The 19,551-nt window shown below is 59.3% G+C and carries 17 protein-coding genes and 1 tRNA gene; 10 read left to right on the top strand and 8 right to left on the bottom strand.

The genetic code is table 11. The features are described from left to right. Positions 1-19: 19 nt before the first annotated feature. The 3 genes from ACR0KJ_RS04490 to fabI form a co-directional block, all read right to left on the bottom strand. Positions 20-1,195 (bottom strand): aminotransferase, encoded by a 1,176-nt coding sequence (locus tag ACR0KJ_RS04490; RefSeq protein WP_480626047.1) that lies wholly within the window; start codon positions 1,193-1,195, stop codon positions 20-22. A 64-nt stretch (positions 1,196-1,259) separates the two neighbouring features. Further along, entirely contained in the window at positions 1,260-1,769 is a 510-nt protein-coding gene (gpt, locus tag ACR0KJ_RS04485) for a xanthine phosphoribosyltransferase (protein ID WP_170450379.1), read from the bottom strand. Positions 1,770-1,773: 4 nt separating this feature from the next. After that, complete coding sequence (fabI, locus tag ACR0KJ_RS04480) at positions 1,774-2,580, bottom strand: enoyl-ACP reductase FabI (protein ID WP_170450381.1); 807 nt, start codon at positions 2,578-2,580, stop codon at positions 1,774-1,776. Between the two features lie 135 nt (positions 2,581-2,715). Here fabI and pdxH point away from each other — a divergent pair, with 135 nt between their 5' ends. The 4 genes from pdxH to ACR0KJ_RS04460 all read left to right on the top strand — a co-directional run bounded on the left by pdxH (position 2,716) and on the right by ACR0KJ_RS04460 (position 4,565). After that, positions 2,716-3,321: a pyridoxamine 5'-phosphate oxidase gene (pdxH, locus tag ACR0KJ_RS04475; RefSeq protein ID WP_170450383.1), complete on the top strand. Its 606-nt coding sequence runs from the start codon at positions 2,716-2,718 to the stop codon at positions 3,319-3,321. A gap of 142 nt (positions 3,322-3,463) precedes the next feature. Beyond that, on the top strand, positions 3,464-3,970 hold the full coding sequence (locus tag ACR0KJ_RS04470) for a cold-shock protein (protein ID WP_480626273.1): 507 nt from the start codon (positions 3,464-3,466) through the stop codon (positions 3,968-3,970). A 7-nt stretch (positions 3,971-3,977) separates the two neighbouring features. After that, a complete protein-coding gene (locus tag ACR0KJ_RS04465; RefSeq protein ID WP_480626046.1) occupies positions 3,978-4,445 on the top strand; it encodes a DUF192 domain-containing protein in 468 nt (155 codons plus the stop codon). Positions 4,446-4,488: 43 nt separating this feature from the next. Further along, positions 4,489-4,565 (top strand) — tRNA-Pro (locus ACR0KJ_RS04460). A gap of 12 nt (positions 4,566-4,577) precedes the next feature. Here the strand turns inward: ACR0KJ_RS04460 and ACR0KJ_RS04455 are convergent. Beyond that, complete coding sequence (locus ACR0KJ_RS04455) at positions 4,578-5,012, bottom strand: hypothetical protein (protein WP_480626045.1); 435 nt, start codon at positions 5,010-5,012, stop codon at positions 4,578-4,580. Between the two features lie 531 nt (positions 5,013-5,543). Here ACR0KJ_RS04455 and ACR0KJ_RS04450 point away from each other — a divergent pair. Both ACR0KJ_RS04450 and ACR0KJ_RS04445 read left to right on the top strand, forming a co-directional pair. After that, complete coding sequence (locus ACR0KJ_RS04450; protein ID WP_480626044.1) at positions 5,544-9,164, top strand: vitamin B12-dependent ribonucleotide reductase; 3,621 nt, start codon at positions 5,544-5,546, stop codon at positions 9,162-9,164. 541 nt (positions 9,165-9,705) lie between these two features. After that, a complete protein-coding gene (locus ACR0KJ_RS04445; RefSeq protein WP_170450391.1) occupies positions 9,706-9,948 on the top strand; it encodes an EF-hand domain-containing protein in 243 nt (80 codons plus the stop codon). A gap of 54 nt (positions 9,949-10,002) precedes the next feature. On the opposite strand, the gene ACR0KJ_RS04440 is transcribed toward ACR0KJ_RS04445, so the two are convergent. Then, positions 10,003-11,547 carry a trimethylamine methyltransferase family protein gene (locus ACR0KJ_RS04440; protein ID WP_170450393.1) on the bottom strand — a complete coding sequence of 515 codons (1,545 nt, stop codon included), beginning with the start codon at positions 11,545-11,547 and terminating at the stop codon, positions 10,003-10,005. 403 nt (positions 11,548-11,950) lie between these two features. On the opposite strand from ACR0KJ_RS04440, the gene ACR0KJ_RS04435 reads away from it, so the two are divergent. Further along, positions 11,951-12,478, top strand: a complete 528-nt coding sequence (locus ACR0KJ_RS04435) for an outer membrane protein (RefSeq protein ID WP_480581036.1) — start codon at positions 11,951-11,953, stop codon at positions 12,476-12,478. A 5-nt stretch (positions 12,479-12,483) separates the two neighbouring features. Here ACR0KJ_RS04435 and ACR0KJ_RS04430 read toward each other — a convergent pair whose 3' ends face one another. Next, positions 12,484-13,671 (bottom strand): pyridoxal phosphate-dependent aminotransferase, encoded by a 1,188-nt coding sequence (locus ACR0KJ_RS04430; protein WP_480626043.1) that lies wholly within the window; start codon positions 13,669-13,671, stop codon positions 12,484-12,486. Between the two features lie 56 nt (positions 13,672-13,727). Beyond that, entirely contained in the window at positions 13,728-14,072 is a 345-nt protein-coding gene (locus ACR0KJ_RS04425; protein ID WP_480626042.1) for an MmcQ/YjbR family DNA-binding protein, read from the bottom strand. A gap of 207 nt (positions 14,073-14,279) precedes the next feature. On the opposite strand from ACR0KJ_RS04425, the gene cysS reads away from it, so the two are divergent. The 3 genes from cysS (at position 14,280) to ACR0KJ_RS04410 (ending at position 18,247) form a co-directional block, all read left to right on the top strand. Beyond that, a complete protein-coding gene (cysS, locus tag ACR0KJ_RS04420; protein WP_480626041.1) occupies positions 14,280-15,722 on the top strand; it encodes a cysteine--tRNA ligase in 1,443 nt (480 codons plus the stop codon). Positions 15,723-15,833: 111 nt separating this feature from the next. Beyond that, positions 15,834-17,468, top strand: a complete 1,635-nt coding sequence (cimA, locus tag ACR0KJ_RS04415) for a citramalate synthase (RefSeq protein WP_480626040.1) — start codon at positions 15,834-15,836, stop codon at positions 17,466-17,468. Then, positions 17,465-18,247, top strand: coding sequence for a squalene/phytoene synthase family protein (locus tag ACR0KJ_RS04410; RefSeq protein ID WP_480626039.1), 783 nt, complete (start codon positions 17,465-17,467; stop codon positions 18,245-18,247). The genes cimA and ACR0KJ_RS04410 overlap by 4 nt, the downstream gene beginning before the upstream one ends. Here ACR0KJ_RS04410 and ACR0KJ_RS04405 read toward each other — a convergent pair whose 3' ends face one another. Continuing rightward, a complete protein-coding gene (locus ACR0KJ_RS04405; protein ID WP_480626272.1) occupies positions 18,248-19,474 on the bottom strand; it encodes an MFS transporter in 1,227 nt (408 codons plus the stop codon). Between the last annotated feature and the right edge of the window lie 77 nt (positions 19,475-19,551).

Raw genomic sequence — 19,551 nt, 5'->3', positions numbered from 1 at the left:
GTGCCGCCGGGGGGCAAGCTTAGAAGGAAAGCGTCTGCAAACGATCGAACAACCGGCCGATTCCGGCCCGGTCCAGATTGGCAAAAGCCACACGGACTTGCCGTTCCCCGGCAGGGTCGCCTGCGGGCATAAACATGGTGCCCGGCAACAGCAGAATACCTGCTTCGGGGACCAGACGACGGGCCAATTCATCCGAAGGCATGTCGAACGGATGTTCGAGATAGGCGAAATAAGCGCCCAGCCCCAAAAGCCGCCAGCCTTTTGCCGTCAGTGCCTGCATCCCCTCAGCGATGGCAGCGCGGCGGTCGAGGATTTCGTCGCGCTCACCGGCCAGCCACTGGTTCAGGTTCTGCATCCCCCACAGGGCCGCAAACTGGCCGATCTGGCCGGGGCAAATCGCAACGGTGTCCAGAAATTTCTCGATTTCGGCCAGCAAGGCCGCGCTGGTCGCAATGGCGCCGACCCTGTGCCCGGTCAGGCGGTAGGCTTTCGAGAAGGAATAGAGATGCACCAGCGTCTCGTCCCAGCCGGTCTGTTGGAACAACTCATGCGGCGGGCCATTGCGGCTGTCGAAATCGCGATAGGTTTCGTCGACCAGAAGGTAGATGCCAGCCTCGCGCGCCAGATCATAGAAGGCGCGGACCAGATCAGCCGGGTACTCGACCCCGCCGGGATTGTTGGGCGTGACCAGGGAAATCGCGCGCGTCTTGTCGGTGATCAGAGCGCGCGCCTGATCCGGGTCGGGCAGCAGATCCTCACCGGTGGGCAGATCGATAGCTTGCACGCCTGCCATGTCCAGCCACATTTTGTGGTTGAAATACCAGGGGGTTGGCAGGATCACCTCATCCCCCTGATCGGTGATGGCCGAGATGACGGCTGAGAAGGCCTGATTGCAGCCCGAGGTGATCGCAACCTGTTCCGGCATCACAGTGGCGTCGTAATGATCTCCGATCTGGTTGGCCAGTTCGGTGCGCAGATCGTCATTGCCCAAAACGGGTCCGTAGAGATGCGCGCTGTCCTGCTGCACCGTGAAGTCGGCCATGGCCTGCCGCAGGGCCAGCGGCGGAGGATCCACCGGCGCGGCCTGGCTGACATTGATCAGAGGGTGATCATCGGGAAATGTGACGCCGTCCAGCCAACGCCGCGCCTCCATCACCGGGGGTGGGAAGGTGGCGCTGGTGCGGGTCTGGGTCATGGCGTGCCGATCTTTTGCGAGGCTCTGCCTCGCGCTCCGAGGTATTTTTAAACAGAAGAAGGGATCAGTCGGTGCCGCGATAGGGCTCGACATATTGCAGGGCCATATCCCACGGGAAGAAAATCCAGGTGTCCTGGCTGACCTCGGTGATGAACGTGTCCACCATTGGGCGGCCTTTGGGCTTGGCGTAAACGGTGGCGAAATGCGCCTTGGGATACATGGCGCGTACCAGTTCCAAGGTTTTGCCGCTGTCGACCAGATCGTCGATGATCAGAACACCTTCGCCATCTCCCATAAGCGCCGCATCTGGGGCTTTCAGAACTTCGGCCTCGCCCTGTTCCTGATGGTGGTACGAGCGGACGCTGATTGTATCGACGGTGCGAATATCAAGCTCGCGGCTGACGATCATTGCCGGGGCCATGCCGCCACGGGTGATCGCAACAACCGCGCGCCATGCGCCGTCATCGGGGCCTTGCCCGTCCAGCCGCCACGCCAAAGCGCGCGAATCGCGGTGGATCTGATCCCAGCTGATGTGAAATCCCTTTTCGTGGGGCAGGCGGTCCTTGGCGCTCATGTCTTTAGCCTTTCTCGACGTCCGGGGCATCGACGGCCTTCATGCCGACAATGTGATAACCCGAATCCACGTGCAGGTTTTCCCCGGTCACACCGCCGGACAGGTTCGACAGCAGATACAGCGCCGAATTGCCCACATCGTCGATGGTCACGTTGCGGCGCAGGGGCGAGTTATACTCGTTCCACTTCATGATATAGCGGAAGTCGCCGATGCCGCTGGCGGCCAGCGTCTTGATCGGACCGGCCGAGATCGAGTTCACGCGGATGCCGTCCTTGCCCAGATCTTCGGCCAGGTATTTGACCGATGCCTCAAGCGCCGCTTTGGCCACGCCCATCACGTTATAGTGTGGCATCACCTGTTCTGCGCCGTAATAGGTCAGCGTGATCGCGCTGCCGCCTTCGGACATCATCTTTTCGGCCCGTTGCATCACAGCGGTAAAGGAATAAACCGACACATCCATGGTCAGTTTGAAATTCGCCCGGCTGGTGTCGACATAGCGACCGCGCAATTCGTTCTTGTCGGAAAATCCGATGGCATGAACGACGAAATCCAGCTTGCCCCATTTTTCTTCCAGCGCGGTGAACAGCGCATCGATCGATGCTTCGTCACTTACGTCGCAGGGCAGGACAACCTCGCTTCCCAACTGAGCCGCCAATGGATCGACGCGCTTTTTCAGAGCATCGCCCTGATAGGAAAAGGCCAGCTCGGCCCCGGCGTCGGACAAGGCGCGGGCGATTCCCCATGCGATTGATTTGTCATTGGCCAGTCCCATGATGAGGCCGCGTTTTCCGGCCATCAACTGATTTGACATGTTTGGTTCTCCGCCTGTCTTCGCGATGTGTTGCGTTGGTTTATGCCATTGGGTGCGCTGCATCAAGGCCGTGCACCCTTGCCCGCAGCAGGTTCTCGCCTTAGGTTCGGGGACAATACTTTCCAGGGGATGGAAATGACCGAGCGTGATGGCATCTTTGCTGGCTCCGATCCGTTTGAAATAGCGGCTCGGTGGTTAGGCGAGGCTGAAAAGACTGAATCAAACGACCCCAATGCAATTGCCCTGGCAACTGTCGACGCGGATGGCATGCCCAATTCGCGCATGGTTCTGTTGAAAGATATTGAACCGAACGGTTTTGTTTTCTACACAAACTATGAAAGCAAAAAGGCGTCCGAGTTGGACGGTGCAGGGAAGGCCGCTTTTGTCATGCACTGGAAATCATTGCGGCGTCAGATCCGAGTTCGTGGTACAATCACCCGCGAAGATGGGCCGAAAGCGGATGAATATTATGCATCCAGGTCACTGAAAAGCCGGTTGGGGGCTTGGGCATCGCGGCAATCACAACCGCTCAGCAGTCGGGCCGCGCTGATGGCCGAGGTCGCCAAGGTTACGGCAAAGCACGGTCCTAATCCAGCAAGGCCACCGTTTTGGGGAGGGTACAGATTAGCGCCAACCGAAATCGAATTCTGGGCTGACGGGGCGTTTCGTCTGCACGACAGATTCAGGTGGCAACGGGAAAAGCCGGATTCGGCGTGGCATGTGGAAAGGTTGAATCCATGACGTTCACGTGTCGCGAAATGCAACAGTCAGAAAATAAACGACTTTTTCAGCTTGAAATTGTGGGACATTCCCATAAACAACAAACCCTTAACGAACTGCTAAAATTCGCGATGGGAAAAAAGTGCCAGAAGATCTGAACAACATGTATCGCGTCCGGGGACACGTAAAATGGTTCGATCCCGCAAAGGGATACGGATTTGTTGTGTCTGACGAAGGCGGTCCGGATATTCTGTTGCACGTGAACGTGTTGCGCAATTTCGGTCAAAGCTCGGTCGCGGACGGGGCAGGGATCGAGATCATGACCCATCGCACCGATCGCGGCGTTCAGGCGGTCGAGGTGATCAGTGTTGATCCGCCCGCGCGCACGGACTCGATGCTGCTGGCTGATTTTGCCGAACTTGATCCTGACGTGATCTCTGATGCCCCGCTGGTGGCGGCGCGGGTCAAATGGTTCGACAAGGGCAAGGGCTTTGGTTTTGCCAATGTCTTTGGTCGCGGTGAAGATGTGTTCCTGCATATCGAGGTTCTGCGCCGCTCGGGCCTTGCGGATCTACAGCCGGGCGAGGCGCTGGCGATGCGGGTGATCGATGGCAAACGCGGGCGCATGGCAGCACAGGTTCTTGCCTGGGAAGCCGCGCTGGACGACTGATCCTTTTATGATGCGCTGTCTTACCGTTCCTGCCGTGATCCTTTCGATGTGGGCCGGGGGCGTATTGGCCGAATGCCGGCCTGACCGGGTCGAACTGAAAAACGATCAGGCGCAGATTCGGTTTGATGTCGAACTGGCCATTACCCCACAAGAACGATCCCGCGGTCTTATGTTTCGTGAGCATTTGCCCGACAGGTCAGGCATGTTGTTCGTGTTCGATCCGCCGCAACCGGTTGTGTTCTGGATGAAGAATACTCTGATACCGCTCGACATCATCTTTCTGGACAAGACCGGGGCCGTGACGCGCGTGCATCAGGGTGCCATTCCGGGCGATTTGACCCCGATTGAAGGGGGCGATGCCGTGTTTGCGGTGTTGGAAATCAACGCCGGTTTGTCCGCACGATACGGGATCGAGGCGGGAACCCAGATGCGGCACGAAATTTTTTCGCAAGGCCCCGCAATTTGGCCCTGTTAGGGCTTTTCAAATCAGATCGGCATCGTTAGGAAGGCGCACGGTCCGGGGCGTGGCGCAGTCTGGTAGCGCACCTGTTTTGGGTACAGGGGGTCGTAGGTTCGAATCCTGCCGCCCCGACCACTTTTCTTCCCTTCAAGTCGGCGAGCCACCCAACGCGCGGTAAAGCGTGCTCATCGTCTTGTCCAATTCTTCGCTTTCCACCGGAACCTCAACTTTTGATCCGTTTTTCTGCGGCACTTCAAATACCAAGGACGCATCGACCCTGTAGCCGCCCGAGGTTTTGGTCGGGATCAGCCGCATGATGCTTTTGGGCAGGTCCTGAGGATCCCCGTCGTAGTTCAGAATCAGAAAGGCGGTCGCTTCGGGCGGCAAAAACTCGCTGCACGCAAAACCACGATCCCCCAGTTTTTGAAAGGTTTCGCCGGGGCCGGAACAGCTGGCTTCGAAGGTTTCGAACAGGCGCGTGGGGAAGGTTTCGAACTGCGCGCTGCGTGACGCATCGGGCACATCTTGTTGTGTGCAGGCCACGATCAGGGCCAGTGCCGGGAGAAAGCGAAACGGCTGCATCTTCTTGTAAGCCCTCAATCATTTGCGTTTTTGTCACGCGCCGGATTTGCCGGATTGCAAAGGCGCGGGATGATTCTGTTTCAGCCTAGCCATTCGGGCGTTGGTTGATCAAACGCTGATAACTGTGCTGGTAAAAACAACAATTCCATTTTGAGAGATTTGGGTTCGGCGGAATTTCGCCGTGGATCATTCTGTGGAGGAATCGCAGCACCGGGCCCCGAGGCCTTTGTCGGGGATCGGGTCAACACAAAAGATTTCAAAAATGACCCAAAAATGCCGTTGACGATCTATGGTGAGATACGTCAGATTGTATGAGCCGAACAAGACGCCACTACATCTGGTATGAAATCCGGGGACGGCGCGGGCGAGGGACGGAACGCACACCAAAGAAATGTGCAACCGCTAAGACGGTTATGTGTTGCCACGGGCAACGCCTGATCTTCTGCGTCTGTCAGGTTCGGCATGGTGGTAGGCCCGGTATTTCATGGGTCTGACGCTGGGTAGACGGTCATTAATTCGAAGGCAGCGGACATGAAAATTGAAAGAAAATTCACCAAGCCGGGGCAGGACGCATACGCAGATCTTGATTTCGTGTCTGCAACATCAGAGATCCGGAACCCCGACGGAACCATCGTTTTTCGGTTGGACAACATCGAAGTTCCGTCAAGCTGGAGCCAGGTGGCCAGCGACGTCATTGCGCAGAAATACTTCCGCAAGGCCGGTGTTCCGTCCAAGCTGAAGAAAGTAAAAGAGAAAGACGTCCCCGAATTCCTGTGGCGCTCGGTTCCTGCCGATGGCGCGGAATTTGATGGTGAGACGTCCTCGAAGCAAGTGTTCGACCGTCTGGCAGGCGCGTGGGCCTATTGGGGCTGGAAGGGCGGCTATTTCTCGGATGAAGAGGACGCGCGCGCGTATTTCGACGAGATGCGCTATATGCTGGCGACCCAGCGTGCCGCGCCGAACTCGCCGCAGTGGTTCAACACCGGTCTGCACTGGGCCTATGGCATCGACGGCCCGGCGCAGGGGCACCATTATGTCGATTACAAAACCGGCAAGCTGACCAAATCGAAATCCGCTTATGAACACCCGCAGCCGCATGCCTGCTTTATCCAGTCCGTCGATGATGATCTGGTGAACGAAGGCGGCATCATGGATCTGTGGGTGCGTGAAGCGCGCTTGTTTAAATACGGCTCGGGCACCGGCACTAACTTCAGCCATCTGCGGGCCGAAGGCGAGGCGCTGTCGGGTGGCGGCAAATCCTCGGGCTTGATGGGCTTCCTCAAGATCGGCGACCGCGCTGCGGGTGCGATCAAATCAGGCGGGACAACCCGTCGGGCAGCGAAGATGGTGATCGTCGATGCGGATCACCCGGATATCGAGCAGTTTATCGAATGGAAGGTGATCGAAGAGCAGAAAGTGGCCTCGATCGTTGCCGGATCGAAGATGCACGAGAAGATGCTGAACGGCATTTTCGAGGCCATCCGGTCCTGGGACGGGTCTGCCGATGACGCCTATGATCCGAACGCAAACGACGCCCTGAAAAAGGCGGTGCGTGAAGCCAAAAAAGTTGCGATCCCCGAGACTTATATCAAGCGCGTGCTGGATTACGCCAAGCAGGGCCACGACAGTATCGAGTTCCCGACCTACGACACCGACTGGGATTCCGAAGCCTATAGCTCGGTCTCGGGCCAGAACTCGAACAACTCGATCCGCGTGACCAACGCGTTCCTGACCGCCGTTGAAAAAGACGCCGATTGGGAGTTGATCAACCGCACCGACGGCAAGGTCGCCCGAACCGTCAAGGCGCGCGATCTGTGGGAAAAGGTCGGCCACGCCGCTTGGGCCTGCGCCGATCCGGGCATTCAGTTCCACGACACCGTCAACGAGTGGCACACTTGCCCCGAAGATGGTGAAATTCGCGGCTCGAACCCGTGCTCGGAATATATGTTCCTGGATGACACGGCCTGTAACCTGGCGTCGATGAACCTGCTGACCTTCCTCAAGGATGGTGAGTTTCAGGCGGCGGATTACATGCATGCCTCGCGCCTGTGGACACTGACGCTGGAAATCTCGGTGACCATGGCGCAGTTCCCGTCGAAGGAAATCGCGCAGCTGTCTTATGACTTCCGCACACTGGGTCTGGGATATGCCAATATTGGCGGCCTGTTGATGAATATGGGCTACAGCTATGACTCGGATGAGGGTCGGGCGATCTGTGGAGCGCTGACCGCGATCATGACCGGTGTGGCCTACGCGACCTCGGCCGAGATTGCCGGAGAGCTTGGCCCGTTCAAAGGCTATGAGCGCAACGTCGATCACATGCTGCGTGTCATCCGCAACCACCGCCGGGCGTCGCAAGGCGTCACGACAGGCTATGAAAAACTGGCGGTCAAGCCGGTACCTCTGGATCATGGCAACTGCCCGGATAAACGGCTGGTCGATCTGGCCATGTCCGCCTGGGATGAGGCGCTGAGCCTCGGTGAGCAGAACGGTTATCGCAACGCGCAGGCTACCGTGATCGCGCCCACCGGCACCATCGGTCTGGTGATGGATTGCGACACCACGGGGATCGAGCCGGACTTTGCGCTGGTCAAGTTCAAGAAGCTCGCGGGCGGCGGTTACTTCAAGATCATCAACCGCTCGGTGCCGTCGGCGCTGGAAAAGCTGGGCTATTCCTCGTCTCAGATCGAAGAAATCGTGGGTTATGCCGTCGGCCACGGCACCATCGGCAACGCGCCGGGGATCAACCACACCTCGCTGACCGGTCATGGTTTTGGCCCCAATGAGCTGGCCAAGGTGGACGCCGCGCTGGAAAGCGCCTTCGACATCCGGTTCGTCTTCAACCAGTGGACACTGGGTGAGGATTTCTGCACCGGCGTTCTGGGCATCCCGGCGACCAAGCTGAACGACCCGACTTTCGACTTGCTGCGCCATCTGGGCTTTACCCGTGCGGATATCGACGCGGCCAACGACCACGTGTGCGGAACCATGACGCTGGAAGGCGCGCCGCACCTGAAAGAGGAACACTATTCGATCTTCGACTGCGCCAACCCGTGCGGCAAGAAAGGCAAGCGTTTTCTTGGGGTTGATAGCCACATCACCATGATGGCCGCGGCGCAGAGCTTCATCTCGGGTGCGATCAGCAAAACGATCAACATGCCCAATGACGCGACCATCGAGGATTGCCAGAAGGCATATGAACTGTCGTGGTCGCTGGGTGTGAAGGCCAACGCGCTCTACCGTGACGGCTCGAAACTGTCGCAACCCTTGGCGGCCGCGCTGGTCGAGGATGACGATGAGGCGGCAGAAGTGCTGGAAAGCGGTTCGGCGCAGGAAAAAGCCGTCGTTCTGGCCGAGAAGGTGATCGAGAAGGTTGTGGTCAAGGAAATGATCCGCAGTCATCGCGAGAAACTGCCCCATCGTCGCAAGGGGTATACCCAGAAGGCGATCGTGGGTGGCCACAAGGTCTATCTGCGCACGGGTGAGTTCGAAGACGGCAAGTTGGGCGAGATTTTCATCGATATGCACAAGGAAGGCGCTGGCTTCCGGGCGATGATGAACAACTTTGCCATCGCCGTGTCGGTTGGCCTGCAATACGGCGTGCCGCTGGAGGAATTCGTCGACGCCTTCACCTTCACCAAGTTCGAACCGGCGGGGATGGTGCAAGGCAACGACTCGATCAAGAACGCGACGTCGATCCTGGATTACATCTTCCGTGAATTGGCCGTGTCCTATCTGGACCGCACCGATTTGGCCCATGTGAAACCCGAAGGCGCCAGCTTTGACGATCTGGGTCGCGGTGAGGAAGAAGGCGTCTCGAACGTCTCGGAAGTCAGCGACAGCGCGGCGTCCAAGTCTCTGGAAGTGCTGAAGCAAATCAGTTCGACCGGTTATCTGCGCAAGCGTTTGCCGCAGGATCTGGCGGTGTTCAACGCGGGTCAGGCCGAACTGAACGGCATGGCGGAAACTGCAGCGGCCTTCGATACCCCGGTCGCGGAAACAGCCGTGGCAACCGGCATGGATGCTCGCACCAAAGCCAAGATGCAAGGGTACGAGGGAGACCCGTGCGGCGAATGCGGAAACTACACGCTGGTGCGCAACGGCACCTGCATGAAGTGCAACACCTGCGGCGCAACTAGCGGGTGTAGCTGAGTTCAGCGCCCCGGCACCCCGGGGCGCAGGGGTCGGATAACTGCCACAGGTACCGACCCCGACGAATACGGAGAATGGTCGCAAGACTTACCGAAGACCTTTCTCCACTTGGCCGACATGCCCGTGTTGGCCGCAAACAGGGTGGGGCGGAATATTTGCTCCCTCCCACTCTTTCACGGGGCGGGTGCGCTCGCCCCATGCGCAGTCCAGGCCGCAGGCAAAAAATACCGGGCGGTCAACGAAATGAGCCTGGAAGGCGAAACTGACAGGGGGCTTCGGCCCCCTTTCTTTTTTGTTGCGCCGAGTCGCCCCTTATCAGCAAGCCCTTGCCGGATCGGCTGCATTTTGTCGGGCAAGAATCGCCGACGGGCGGGTTGCGCGTTTCGTCCAGCAAGGGATTGCGGACCCGACTCGGGGAAAGTCGCAAAGAATGGCGCGAAATCCCGCAGTTCAGGTCAATGGGGTGACCAGAACCAGGTTGAAGGTGTTTGTAAGACCTGTCCGGACGCAAACACGAAAAACTCACTCAGGAGGCACTAACATGAAACCGCAAAATTTGGCCGTTATTTCGGCAATCGCACTCGGGCTGCCCGCGCTGGCATTGGCGCAATCGGCGGCGGACACGAACGGGGATGGCGTGCTGACCATCGACGAAGTGCAGGCCGTCGTGCCCGAGGTGGACGCCGATACCTTCTCGGCCATGGATGCCAACGGCGACGGCGCGTTGGATCAGGACGAAGTCGCAATTGCGCAAGAGGCCGGACTGCTGCCCAACAACGGGTAATCCGGCATGACAAAAGGCGGTCCGATCCCCATCGGGCCGCCTGTTTTCAATATGTTACGCGGGCAAGTGAATGTTGAACTTGTTGCGCAGTTCCGCATCCAGAAGCGGATCAAAGCGGGCAGGCGAAGGCATCCCGAGGATTTCTTCCTTCCGCGCGGTGGCCTTGTCCAGCAAATCCGGCTTGCCCAGTTCGGCCCATTCTTTCGGCGACGTCCGATCCCCGAAGGTGGGGTAGACGTAATCGACCTGCATCCGGCTGAGCGTGGCGTCGGTTCCAAGATAATGCCCGGGGCCGCCCATGCAGACCTGAGCAATCTGGTCCAGAGCGAGCGTTTCGTCATTGACTTCGATCCCGCGAACACAGCGCTGCGCCTGTCCGATCAGATCGTCGCTGAGGATAAGGCTTTCGAAACAGAAACCCAGCAGCGAGGCGTGCATACCGGCGGATTCATACACCATGTTCAACCCGGACAATCCGGCCATGACGTTCGAGCACATCTGCTCCCACCCGGCCTGCATGTCGGGCATTTTCGAATCCGAGGCACCCGCAGCAGCGCCGCCCGGCAGGTCGTAGAACTGATGCATCTGGGCGCAGCCTGCGCTTAGCAATGCCTGCTCTCCGGACCCGATGGACATGGCACCGGTCCGCAGGTCCAGACCGAAAGGCCAGGTGCCAAAAATCGCGGGTGCGCCTGGCTTTACGGCATTTACATAAACCAAACCGGCGAGACATTCTGCCGTTGCCTGAGTGATGGCGCCGGCGATGGTCGAAGGCGCGGTGGCCCCGGCCATGCCTGCGGACAGCAACAAAACCGGCATTCCGGCCTTGATGCATTCTTCCATCACTTCGCAGCTTTCGGTGGCGAACTTCATCGGCGGCACCACGAAACAGTTCGAGTTCGATACGAACGGCCGCTCGCGCCACTTGTCCTCGCCACCTGCAATCATGTGCAGCATCTCCATGGCCGGGGCCACGTGCGACGGCTCGGTAAACGAGGTGCCGATATGCTTGTAAGTCCCTGAACAGGCAGCATAAACCGTGTTGTAGTCCATTTCCATGTTGTCGAGAATGTCACGGCACACCATCGGACGCTGGACAAAGTGGATGTTGTCGAGCTGCTGGCAAATCCGCGCCGCGTCATGCAGATCCTGCACGGTTGAATCGCGGTATTCGCGGCCATGGACGTCAACCATGCTGACAGCGGCCCCGGCGGTGCCATAGTGGACCTTGGTCCCGGTCAGATCCAGATCGTGCTGCCCGTCGCGGCTGTATAGGGTGATCGACCGGTTTGCCTTGGCGATCGTATCTTCGACCAACGCGCGGGGAAACCGGATGCGCCCATCATCGCCCAGCGTACATCCTGCACCAACCAGATAGTCGATCCCGCTTTGCGGGGCGTCGGCAAGGCCAATGGTTTCAAGGGCTTGCAGCGCGGCGTTGTGAATTTTCTCGATCTGCGCCTGGGTCAGAGGCTTGTATGTTCCACCCTCCATGCCAGGACGGATCGGGCGCAGATGTTCGGGCAGCGCCGAGGCACGGGCTGCGCGGCGCGCAGAGCGCCCACCACTGCGTGAGGTGTTACGGGGTTGGTCATTCATGTCAGGGGTCCGGTCTTTGGAAACAGTCTTGAGTGTGAAGGATCAAGACAGCTGCGGACGCCCGCGCGCGGCACGTCCGCGATCCGCACCGATGGTGCGGCTGATCAGACGTATTTTCCAAATTTCGTTCGGCATGGAACCCCGCTATTCATGATCGCAATAGTTGCAGCGAAGGGCGACGCGATCTGTCCCGTTTGCGACGCGGTGGTAAAAAACCGGCAGGTTTCGAAGCGGGCCTCGCGAGACAGGTGTCAGAGTCAGATTTTCTCCCGTTAGGGAAGAAATCTGTTATAGTTTATTAACTTATTGCTGAATAACTCGTGAAGTGAATTGAATTCTGGTCCCTGTAGACCACCTGTTATGTTAAGCCTGTTGCCGCTTATTTTGGATTGAGCGTGTCCTGATGACGGAGATGAAATCGCTTTCGGCCCTGATTGTCTGGATGACAATCGCCAGCGTCGGTCCCGCCTTTGCGCAGGACTGGACAGGGGCCTATGCCGGTTTCAGTTTCGGATACGCCGAGGCGGATGGCCCGGCTGGGTCCAGCGGCGACAACACCGTCTTTGGGGCGCATATCGGGTACGATCAGGATTTTGGCAATTTCGTATTGGGCGGCGAACTGGAATATAACCGTTTGTCACTGAACCTGAGTCAGGATCAGGGCAGTCTGGACAGCATGACCAGCGTCAAGCTGCGCGGTGGATACGATTTTGGTGGTGCGTTGGGATATGTTGTTGTCGGCGCCGCCCGCGCAGAGACCTCAGCTGACAGCGATACGGCAGCTGTCTATGGGATTGGCGTGGCCTATCCGATTGGCGAGAATTTTATCATCAGCGGTGAGGCGTTGCGCCAGAACTTTGACGATGTGACCCGGTCCGAAGGGGGTCTTGGGTCGAACGTTTTCAATCTGCGCACAACTTTCCGGTTCTAGGCCGGTTACTCTGCCGCCCGTTGATCCGCCAGATTGGCCGCACACTCACATAGGATCTGCAAGGCCGAAGCAAACCGATCATCATCCACCGTCATGGCAACACGAATGTGACCAGCAGCAGCGCGTCCAAAGCTTTCACCCGGCATCACGGCAATCGCGTGTTGATCCAGCAGGGCATTCGCAAACTCTTCGCCGCTCAGCCCGGTCGCGCGCACGTCCAGCATCAGGTACATCGCGCCTTGTGCAGGGACGAGGCCCACTGTTTGCTGCCGGGCCAAAATCTCTTTGGCGAGCGCTCGGCGACGGCGGAAAGGGGCGGCGATTTCAGCCTCTAACTCGGTTCCCGCAGTCAGGGCAAAACTGGCCGCGTCCTGAACGAAACCGGGCACCCCGTAAGTGGTATGTGTTGCCAGATTGATCAGATGTGAAATCACCTCTTCCGGGCCTACGATCCAACCGCAGCGCGAGCCGGTCATGGCATGAGATTTCGACATCGAACCAACGACCAGCGTCCGCTCGACCATGCCGGGCAGAGCGCGGGGCGAAATGTGCTCACCTTCCCAAACCTGCGTGTCATAGACCTCGTCCGAGATCAGCCACAGGTCGCGGCGGGTGCATAATTCGGAAATGTTTTCAATCGTTTCGCGGGAATAGACAACGCCAGTGGGATTGTTGGGTGAGTTGATCAGCAAGGACACGGCCCCATCCGCGACCGCATCAATATCTTCAGCGCGGGGCTGAAAGGCATTGTCGGCCGACGTTTGAACGGCGCGCGCAATGGCTCCGGCACCGCGGATCGTGCCGGGGTAGGTCGCGTAGTAGGGATCAAGGTAAAGACCCACATCCCCCGGATCACAGACTGCAGTATGCGCCGCGAACAGGGCGGCTTGTCCGCCGGGGGTAATCAGCACGTTGTTGCGGGACGTGGGCACGCCGGTCCGCATCTGAACCCTTGCTGCCACGGTGTCGCGCAAAAGATCGGTGCCCGGCACCATGGCATAGCCGGTATGGCCAGACCGCGCCGAAAGATCCATGGCTTGCAGGATCGAGGCATCGGTGCGGATGTCATGCTCGCCAATCGTCAGTTCGGTTACGGCGTGACCCTCGCTGATCATGCGACGCGCGCGGTAGAACACGTCCCACCCGTCGCTGCCGCCGCCGGTAAGATGCGTGATGCGATTTGACAGTTTCATGCAATGCCCCTGCTTGTCTTGACGCCGAATGGGGCAGAGCCGCCAGCGAAAGTCAATCAGCTTCGCGCGGGCAGGGTGGCCTGAACCTTTTTGGTCAGCGACGCGCGCACCAGATCGTAAGAGGCGGCCAGCCGATGCCGCATCTCTTCCTCATCCGCATCAAAGGGCAGGCGCACCCAACTGCGGTGAAAATACGGGGCCTTTACCCCGACACCCGCATCGATCAGCATCTGCGCCGTTTCGATGTCCGGTGTCTTGACCGAGACACCGTCATTTGCCGTGCCGATGCAGGCAAACATCTTGCCGCCCACCTTCCAGGCGTCATGGCCACCACCCCAGGGGTCCGACCATTCGGCCCCTGGCAGATCGCGGCATACGGAGTTGACGAAATCCCGGCTCATGGCCGCAGAGTGCCGGGGAAGGTCCGCAAACTCAAGCCTTGGCTTGGCGCGTGACGCGTGTTATGCCAAGCGCCATGAACCGGATGAGCTGCATCATTATCTGCTGCATTACCTGCTGATTTATCAAGCGGGCCGGTTTCTTTCGTTTTCATCTCTGAGACAAGTTGCTAAGCCCGCGCCAACGCGCAAGCTTTAGGAGCCCGAGTGATGACGACAATCAAGCTGCACAATACACGGACGCGGACGAAGGAAGATTTCGTTCCGATCGATTCCGAAAACGTGCGGATGTATGTCTGTGGACCCACCGTCTATGACCGGGCCCATCTGGGCAACGCGCGGCCGGTGGTGGTGTTCGACACGCTGTATCGGGTGTTGCGTCATGTCTATGGCGCGGATCATGTCACCTATGTACGCAATTTCACCGACGTCGATGACAAGATCAACGTGACCGCGCTGAAGCGCAAACAGGCCGGGGCCGAAGGGTCTCTGGAGCAGTTGGTCCACGAACGCTCGGATGAGACCATCGGGTGGTATCTGCATGATATGGGCGCGCTTGGGACGCTGGAACCGAACCAGATGCCACGCGCAACTGAGTTTATCCCTCAGATGATCGAGATGATCGAAGACCTGATCGCCAAGGGCCACGCCTATGCGGCCGAAGGTCATGTGCTGTTCGCGGTGGACTCGTGGAAGGAAGGCTATGGCAAGCTGTCGGGCCGGTCGGTCGATGACATGATCGCGGGCGCACGGGTCGAGGTTGCGCCGTATAAGAAAAACCCGATGGATTTCGTGTTGTGGAAGCCCTCGACCGATGAACTGCCGGGGTGGGAGTCGCCCTGGGGCCGGGGTCGTCCGGGCTGGCATATCGAATGCTCGGCCATGAGCTATGAGCTGCTGGGGGAGAGTTTTGACATCCACGGCGGCGGCAACGACCTGATGTTCCCGCACCACGAAAACGAGATCGCGCAAAGCTGCTGCGCGCACCCCGAGGGTGAGTTCGCTCGGGTCTGGATGCACAATGAGATGCTGCAGGTCGAAGGTAAGAAGATGTCCAAGTCGCTGGGCAATTTCTTCACCGTGCATGACCTGTTGGAACAGGGCGTACCGGGTGAGGTGATCCGGTTTGTGTTCTTGCAGACCCATTATCGCAAGCCGATGGACTGGACCGAAAAGAAGGCGAAAGCTGCAAAAGATACTCTGTGGAACTGGCGCAAACTGGTTCAAGGTGTCGAACCTGGAGAACCATCAATTGACGTTGTTGAGGCTCTCGCAGACGACCTTAACTCACCTAAAGTGATCTCGTTGTTGCACCGCTTGGCGAGAGAAGGTGAGGCGCGCACATTGAAAGCTTCCGCAAATATTGTGGGTCTTTTGACGGACGAATTGAATTGGACCCACTTTTTGGAGCCTGAATCAATAGCGGCAAAAGTAAGCATCGGAATGCCGAGTGCGCAGCAATTCGAAAGACGGAAATGGGAAGAGAGATTGAACCATGAAAGATCGACGGCGTTGAAAACCAAGAACTTCGAAGAACTGGATAGATTAAAAAAAGTAATGGTTGATGCAGGTATCGAAGTTCGTATGACAAAAGAAGGGGTTGAGTTGATGCCGGGTCCCGATTTTGATTCATCTAGGTTGGATAGCATCTAACATAGCGTACCGCCCGGGCTTGCCCGGGCAGCGCCCGACCGCCCCCATGGGCGGGCGCTTCGCATCCACCCTCGGTCGGGCGCCGCCCGAACAAGCCAAAGAGCCAGAATAATGACCAAGGAACGCCTCTACCTCTACGACACGACCCTGCGCGACGGGCAGCAGACGCAGGGGGTGCAGTTCTCGACTGCTGAGAAGGTGCAAATCGCGCAGGCGCTGGATGAGCTGGGGGTCGATTATATCGAAGGCGGCTGGCCCGGCGCGAACCCGACCGACAGCGCGTTTTTTGAGGTCGCACCAAAGACCTCGGCCCGGTTGACGGCGTTTGGGATGACCAAGCGCTCGGGTCGGTCGGCGGAGAACGACGACGTGCTGGCGGCGGTGATGAATGCGGGCACGCGGGCGGTTTGTCTGGTCGGTAAGTCGCACGACTATCATGTGACCCACGCGCTTGGCATCTCGCTTGAAGAGAATGTCGAGAACGTCCGCGCTTCGGTTGCGCATCTGGTCGCACAAGGGCGCGAGGCGCTGTTCGATGCCGAGCATTTCTTTGACGGCTACAAGGACAACCCCGGCTATGCGACCGAGGTCTGCCGTGCCGCGCTGGAGGCTGGCGCGCGCTGGGTTGTGCTGTGTGATACCAACGGTGGTGCTTTGCCTGCCGAGGTTGGGCGCATTGTGTCCGACCTGATTGCTGCGGGGCTACCGGGGGATCGGTTGGGCATTCACACCCATAACGATACCGAGAATGCGGTGGCCTGTTCTCTGGCCGCGGTCGATGCGGGGGCGCGCCAGATTCAGGGCACGCTGAACGGGCTTGGAGAGCGTTGTGGCAATGCGAACCTGACGGCCCTGATCCCGACCTTGTTGCTGAAAGAGCCTTACGCCTCGCAATTCGAGACTGGCGTCAGCCTTGACGCTCTGGCCGGTCTGACGCGGATCAGCCGGATGCTGGACGACATCCTGAACCGGGTGCCCAGCAAGCAGTCGGCCTATGTGGGGGCCTCGGCTTTTGCGCATAAGGCCGGGTTGCACGCCAGCGCGATTCTCAAAGACCCCTCGACCTATGAACATGTCGATCCGGCGACGGTGGGCAATGCGCGGATCATCCCGATGTCGAACCAGGCGGGGCAGTCGAACCTGCGCAAGCGCCTGACCGAGGCCGGGTTGACCGTGGAAAAAGGCGACCCGGCATTGGGGCGCATTCTTGAGCGGATTAAACAGCGCGAGGCCGAGGGTTATTCCTATGACACCGCGCAGGCCAGTTTCGAACTGCTGGCGCGGGATGAACTGGGGCAGTTGCGCGAGTTCTTCGAGGTCAAGCGCTACAAGGTCACCGTCGAGCGGCGCAAAAACAAGTACAACAACATGGTCAGCCTGTCCGAGGCCGTGGTTGTGGTGAAAGTAGATGGTGAAAAGAAACTGTCGGTCAGCGAGTCTCTGGACGAGCAAGGCAGTGACCGGGGGCCGGTGAACGCGCTGGCCAAGGCGCTGGCCAAGGATCTGGGACAATATTCGCAGGTATTGGCGGATATGCGGCTGGTCGACTTCAAAGTGCGGATCACCCAGGGCGGGACCGAGGCGGTCACGCGTGTCATCATCGACAGCGAAGACGGGCAGGGGCGGCGGTGGTCCACCGTTGGGGTCAGCGCGAACATAGTCGACGCGTCCTTCGAGGCGCTGTTGGACGCGATCCAGTGGAAGCTGGTGCGGGACTGTGACCCTCAGCAGGCGGCGGCAGAGTGACGGCGACGTTTGACGAGGATGTCAAAGCCTGTGCCGCTTTGGTGCACAAAGCCGATCCTGATCGGCTTCTGGCGGCAATGGCCGCTCCTGTCCCGGCGCGGGCGGTCCTGTTTCCGATCTATGCGCTGAATGTCGAGGTCGCGCGCGCGCCCTGGGTCACGCAAGAGCCGATGATTGCCGAGATGCGCCTGCAATGGTGGCGCGATGCCTTGCAGGAGATTGCGCAGGGTCCGACCGTGCGGCGGCACGAGGTTGTGACGCCTTTGTCTCGGGTCCTGTCGCCCCATCTGGCCGGGATGCTGGACGAATATGTGGCGGTGCGGCGGTGGGATATCTATCGCGACCCGTTCGAGGATCAGGATCACTTTGACGCCTATATCAATCACAGTTCCGGTTCGCTGCTGGTGGCCGCGGCACAGGCCCTTGGGGCTGCGGATGAGGGTGTGCTGCGCGATTTCGGCTATGCCATAGGCGTTGCGAACTGGTTCCGCGCGATCCCCGAGCTTGAGGCGCGCGGGCGCATTCCTCTACTGGATGGCACGCTCGATGGGGTGAATACGCTGGCAGAGGCAGCATTGGTGCGATTGACGCGGGCCCGATCTGACCGCGATGCGGTATCGGCAGACGCCCGTCCGGCGCTTTATGTCGGATGGCAGTCCGAATGGATTTTGAAACGGGTGATCGCGCGCCCGGATCGCGTCGCGGCGGGCGTTTTGGCGCAGGGTGAGGCGCGGCGGCGGCTGTCTCTGATGTGGACCGCTGCGACGGGTCGGTGGTGATCAGGCTGTTTTCGGATCGGCCGGTCTGAGGACCAGCCACAGCAGCGCTCCGCCTGCCAGGGTCAGCAGCGGGATCATGGCGAGGTTGACGGCCGTCCAACCCTCGACCGGAGAACCGCCGGAACAGTTCATCAACCCGCCCGAGGCCAGCGAAGCAATCGTCACGCCCCCGAACACCAGCAGGTCGTTGAGGCCTTGCATCCGACCCCGTTCATGCACTTCGTGCGAGGCGGCGAGCATGCTGGTTGCGCCGATAAAACCAAAGTTCCAGCCGATGCCCAACAGGATCAAGGCGATGAAGAAATTGCCCAGTTCGACCCCTTGCAGGGCGACGACTCCGGCGCCTGCAAGGATGGCAAGACCAAGGGCCACGATCTTTTCGACGCCGAAACGTGCGATCAGGTGGCCTGTGAAGAAGCTGGGGACATACATGGCCAGCACGTGGCTGGTGACCACATCCGCCGCGTCATTGGCCGAGAACCCGCAGCCGACAACCGCCAGAGGGGTCGAGGTCATCACAAGGTTCATCAGCGCGTAGGAGACCATGGCGCAGATGATCGCAACGGCGATGCGCGGGGTTTTCAGCAACTCCAGCCGCGACCGGCCTTTAGGTGCGTCTGCGGTGGGTTTTGGCGGCGTCGGGATGTCCAGAAAGAAGAACAGAACCGAGCCGATGACGTTGACGGAAATCACCGCGATATATGTGCCCAGAAACGGAATGACATAGGCCTGCGATGTCAGTTTGACGATTTGCGGGCCGATGATTGCGGCGGCCAGACCGCCCGCCATGACATAGGAAATCGCCTTGGGCCGGAACGCGTCCGAGGCGGTATCGGCTGCGGCAAAACGGTAGAACCCGTGTGCGCTCATGTAGATGCCGGTCAGCAGGCTTCCCAGCAGAAAAATCGGGAACGAGCCGAGATAGAGGCCATAGGCCCCGACCAGACCACCCAACGCTCCGGCTGTTGCGCCGACCAGAAAGCCCGCGCGGCGGCCCCAACGCTGCATTATGGCCGAGATCGGCGTGGCGGCCAGCATCGAGCCCAGAACAATCAGCGAAATGGGCAAGGTGGCGAGGCAGGGGTTGCTGGCCAGCGATTGCCCGGCCAAGCCACCAACGATGAAAATCATCGGCATCTGCGCACCCAGAATCGATTGCGCGGCGACCAGAACAGCAACATTGCGTTTGGCTTGCGAGTCGTCCGGGGTGGCTGTAGTCATCGTCATGCGCCAATGCGTATCGGTGAAAACGCTGACGCACAAGCGGCTTGCATATGCGGCTGTGGCCCCTAACGTGCGATGCG

The sequence above is a fragment of the Ruegeria sp. AD6 genome, assembly GCF_056542325.1.
This window is presented reverse-complemented; position numbering and strand designations above follow the sequence as displayed.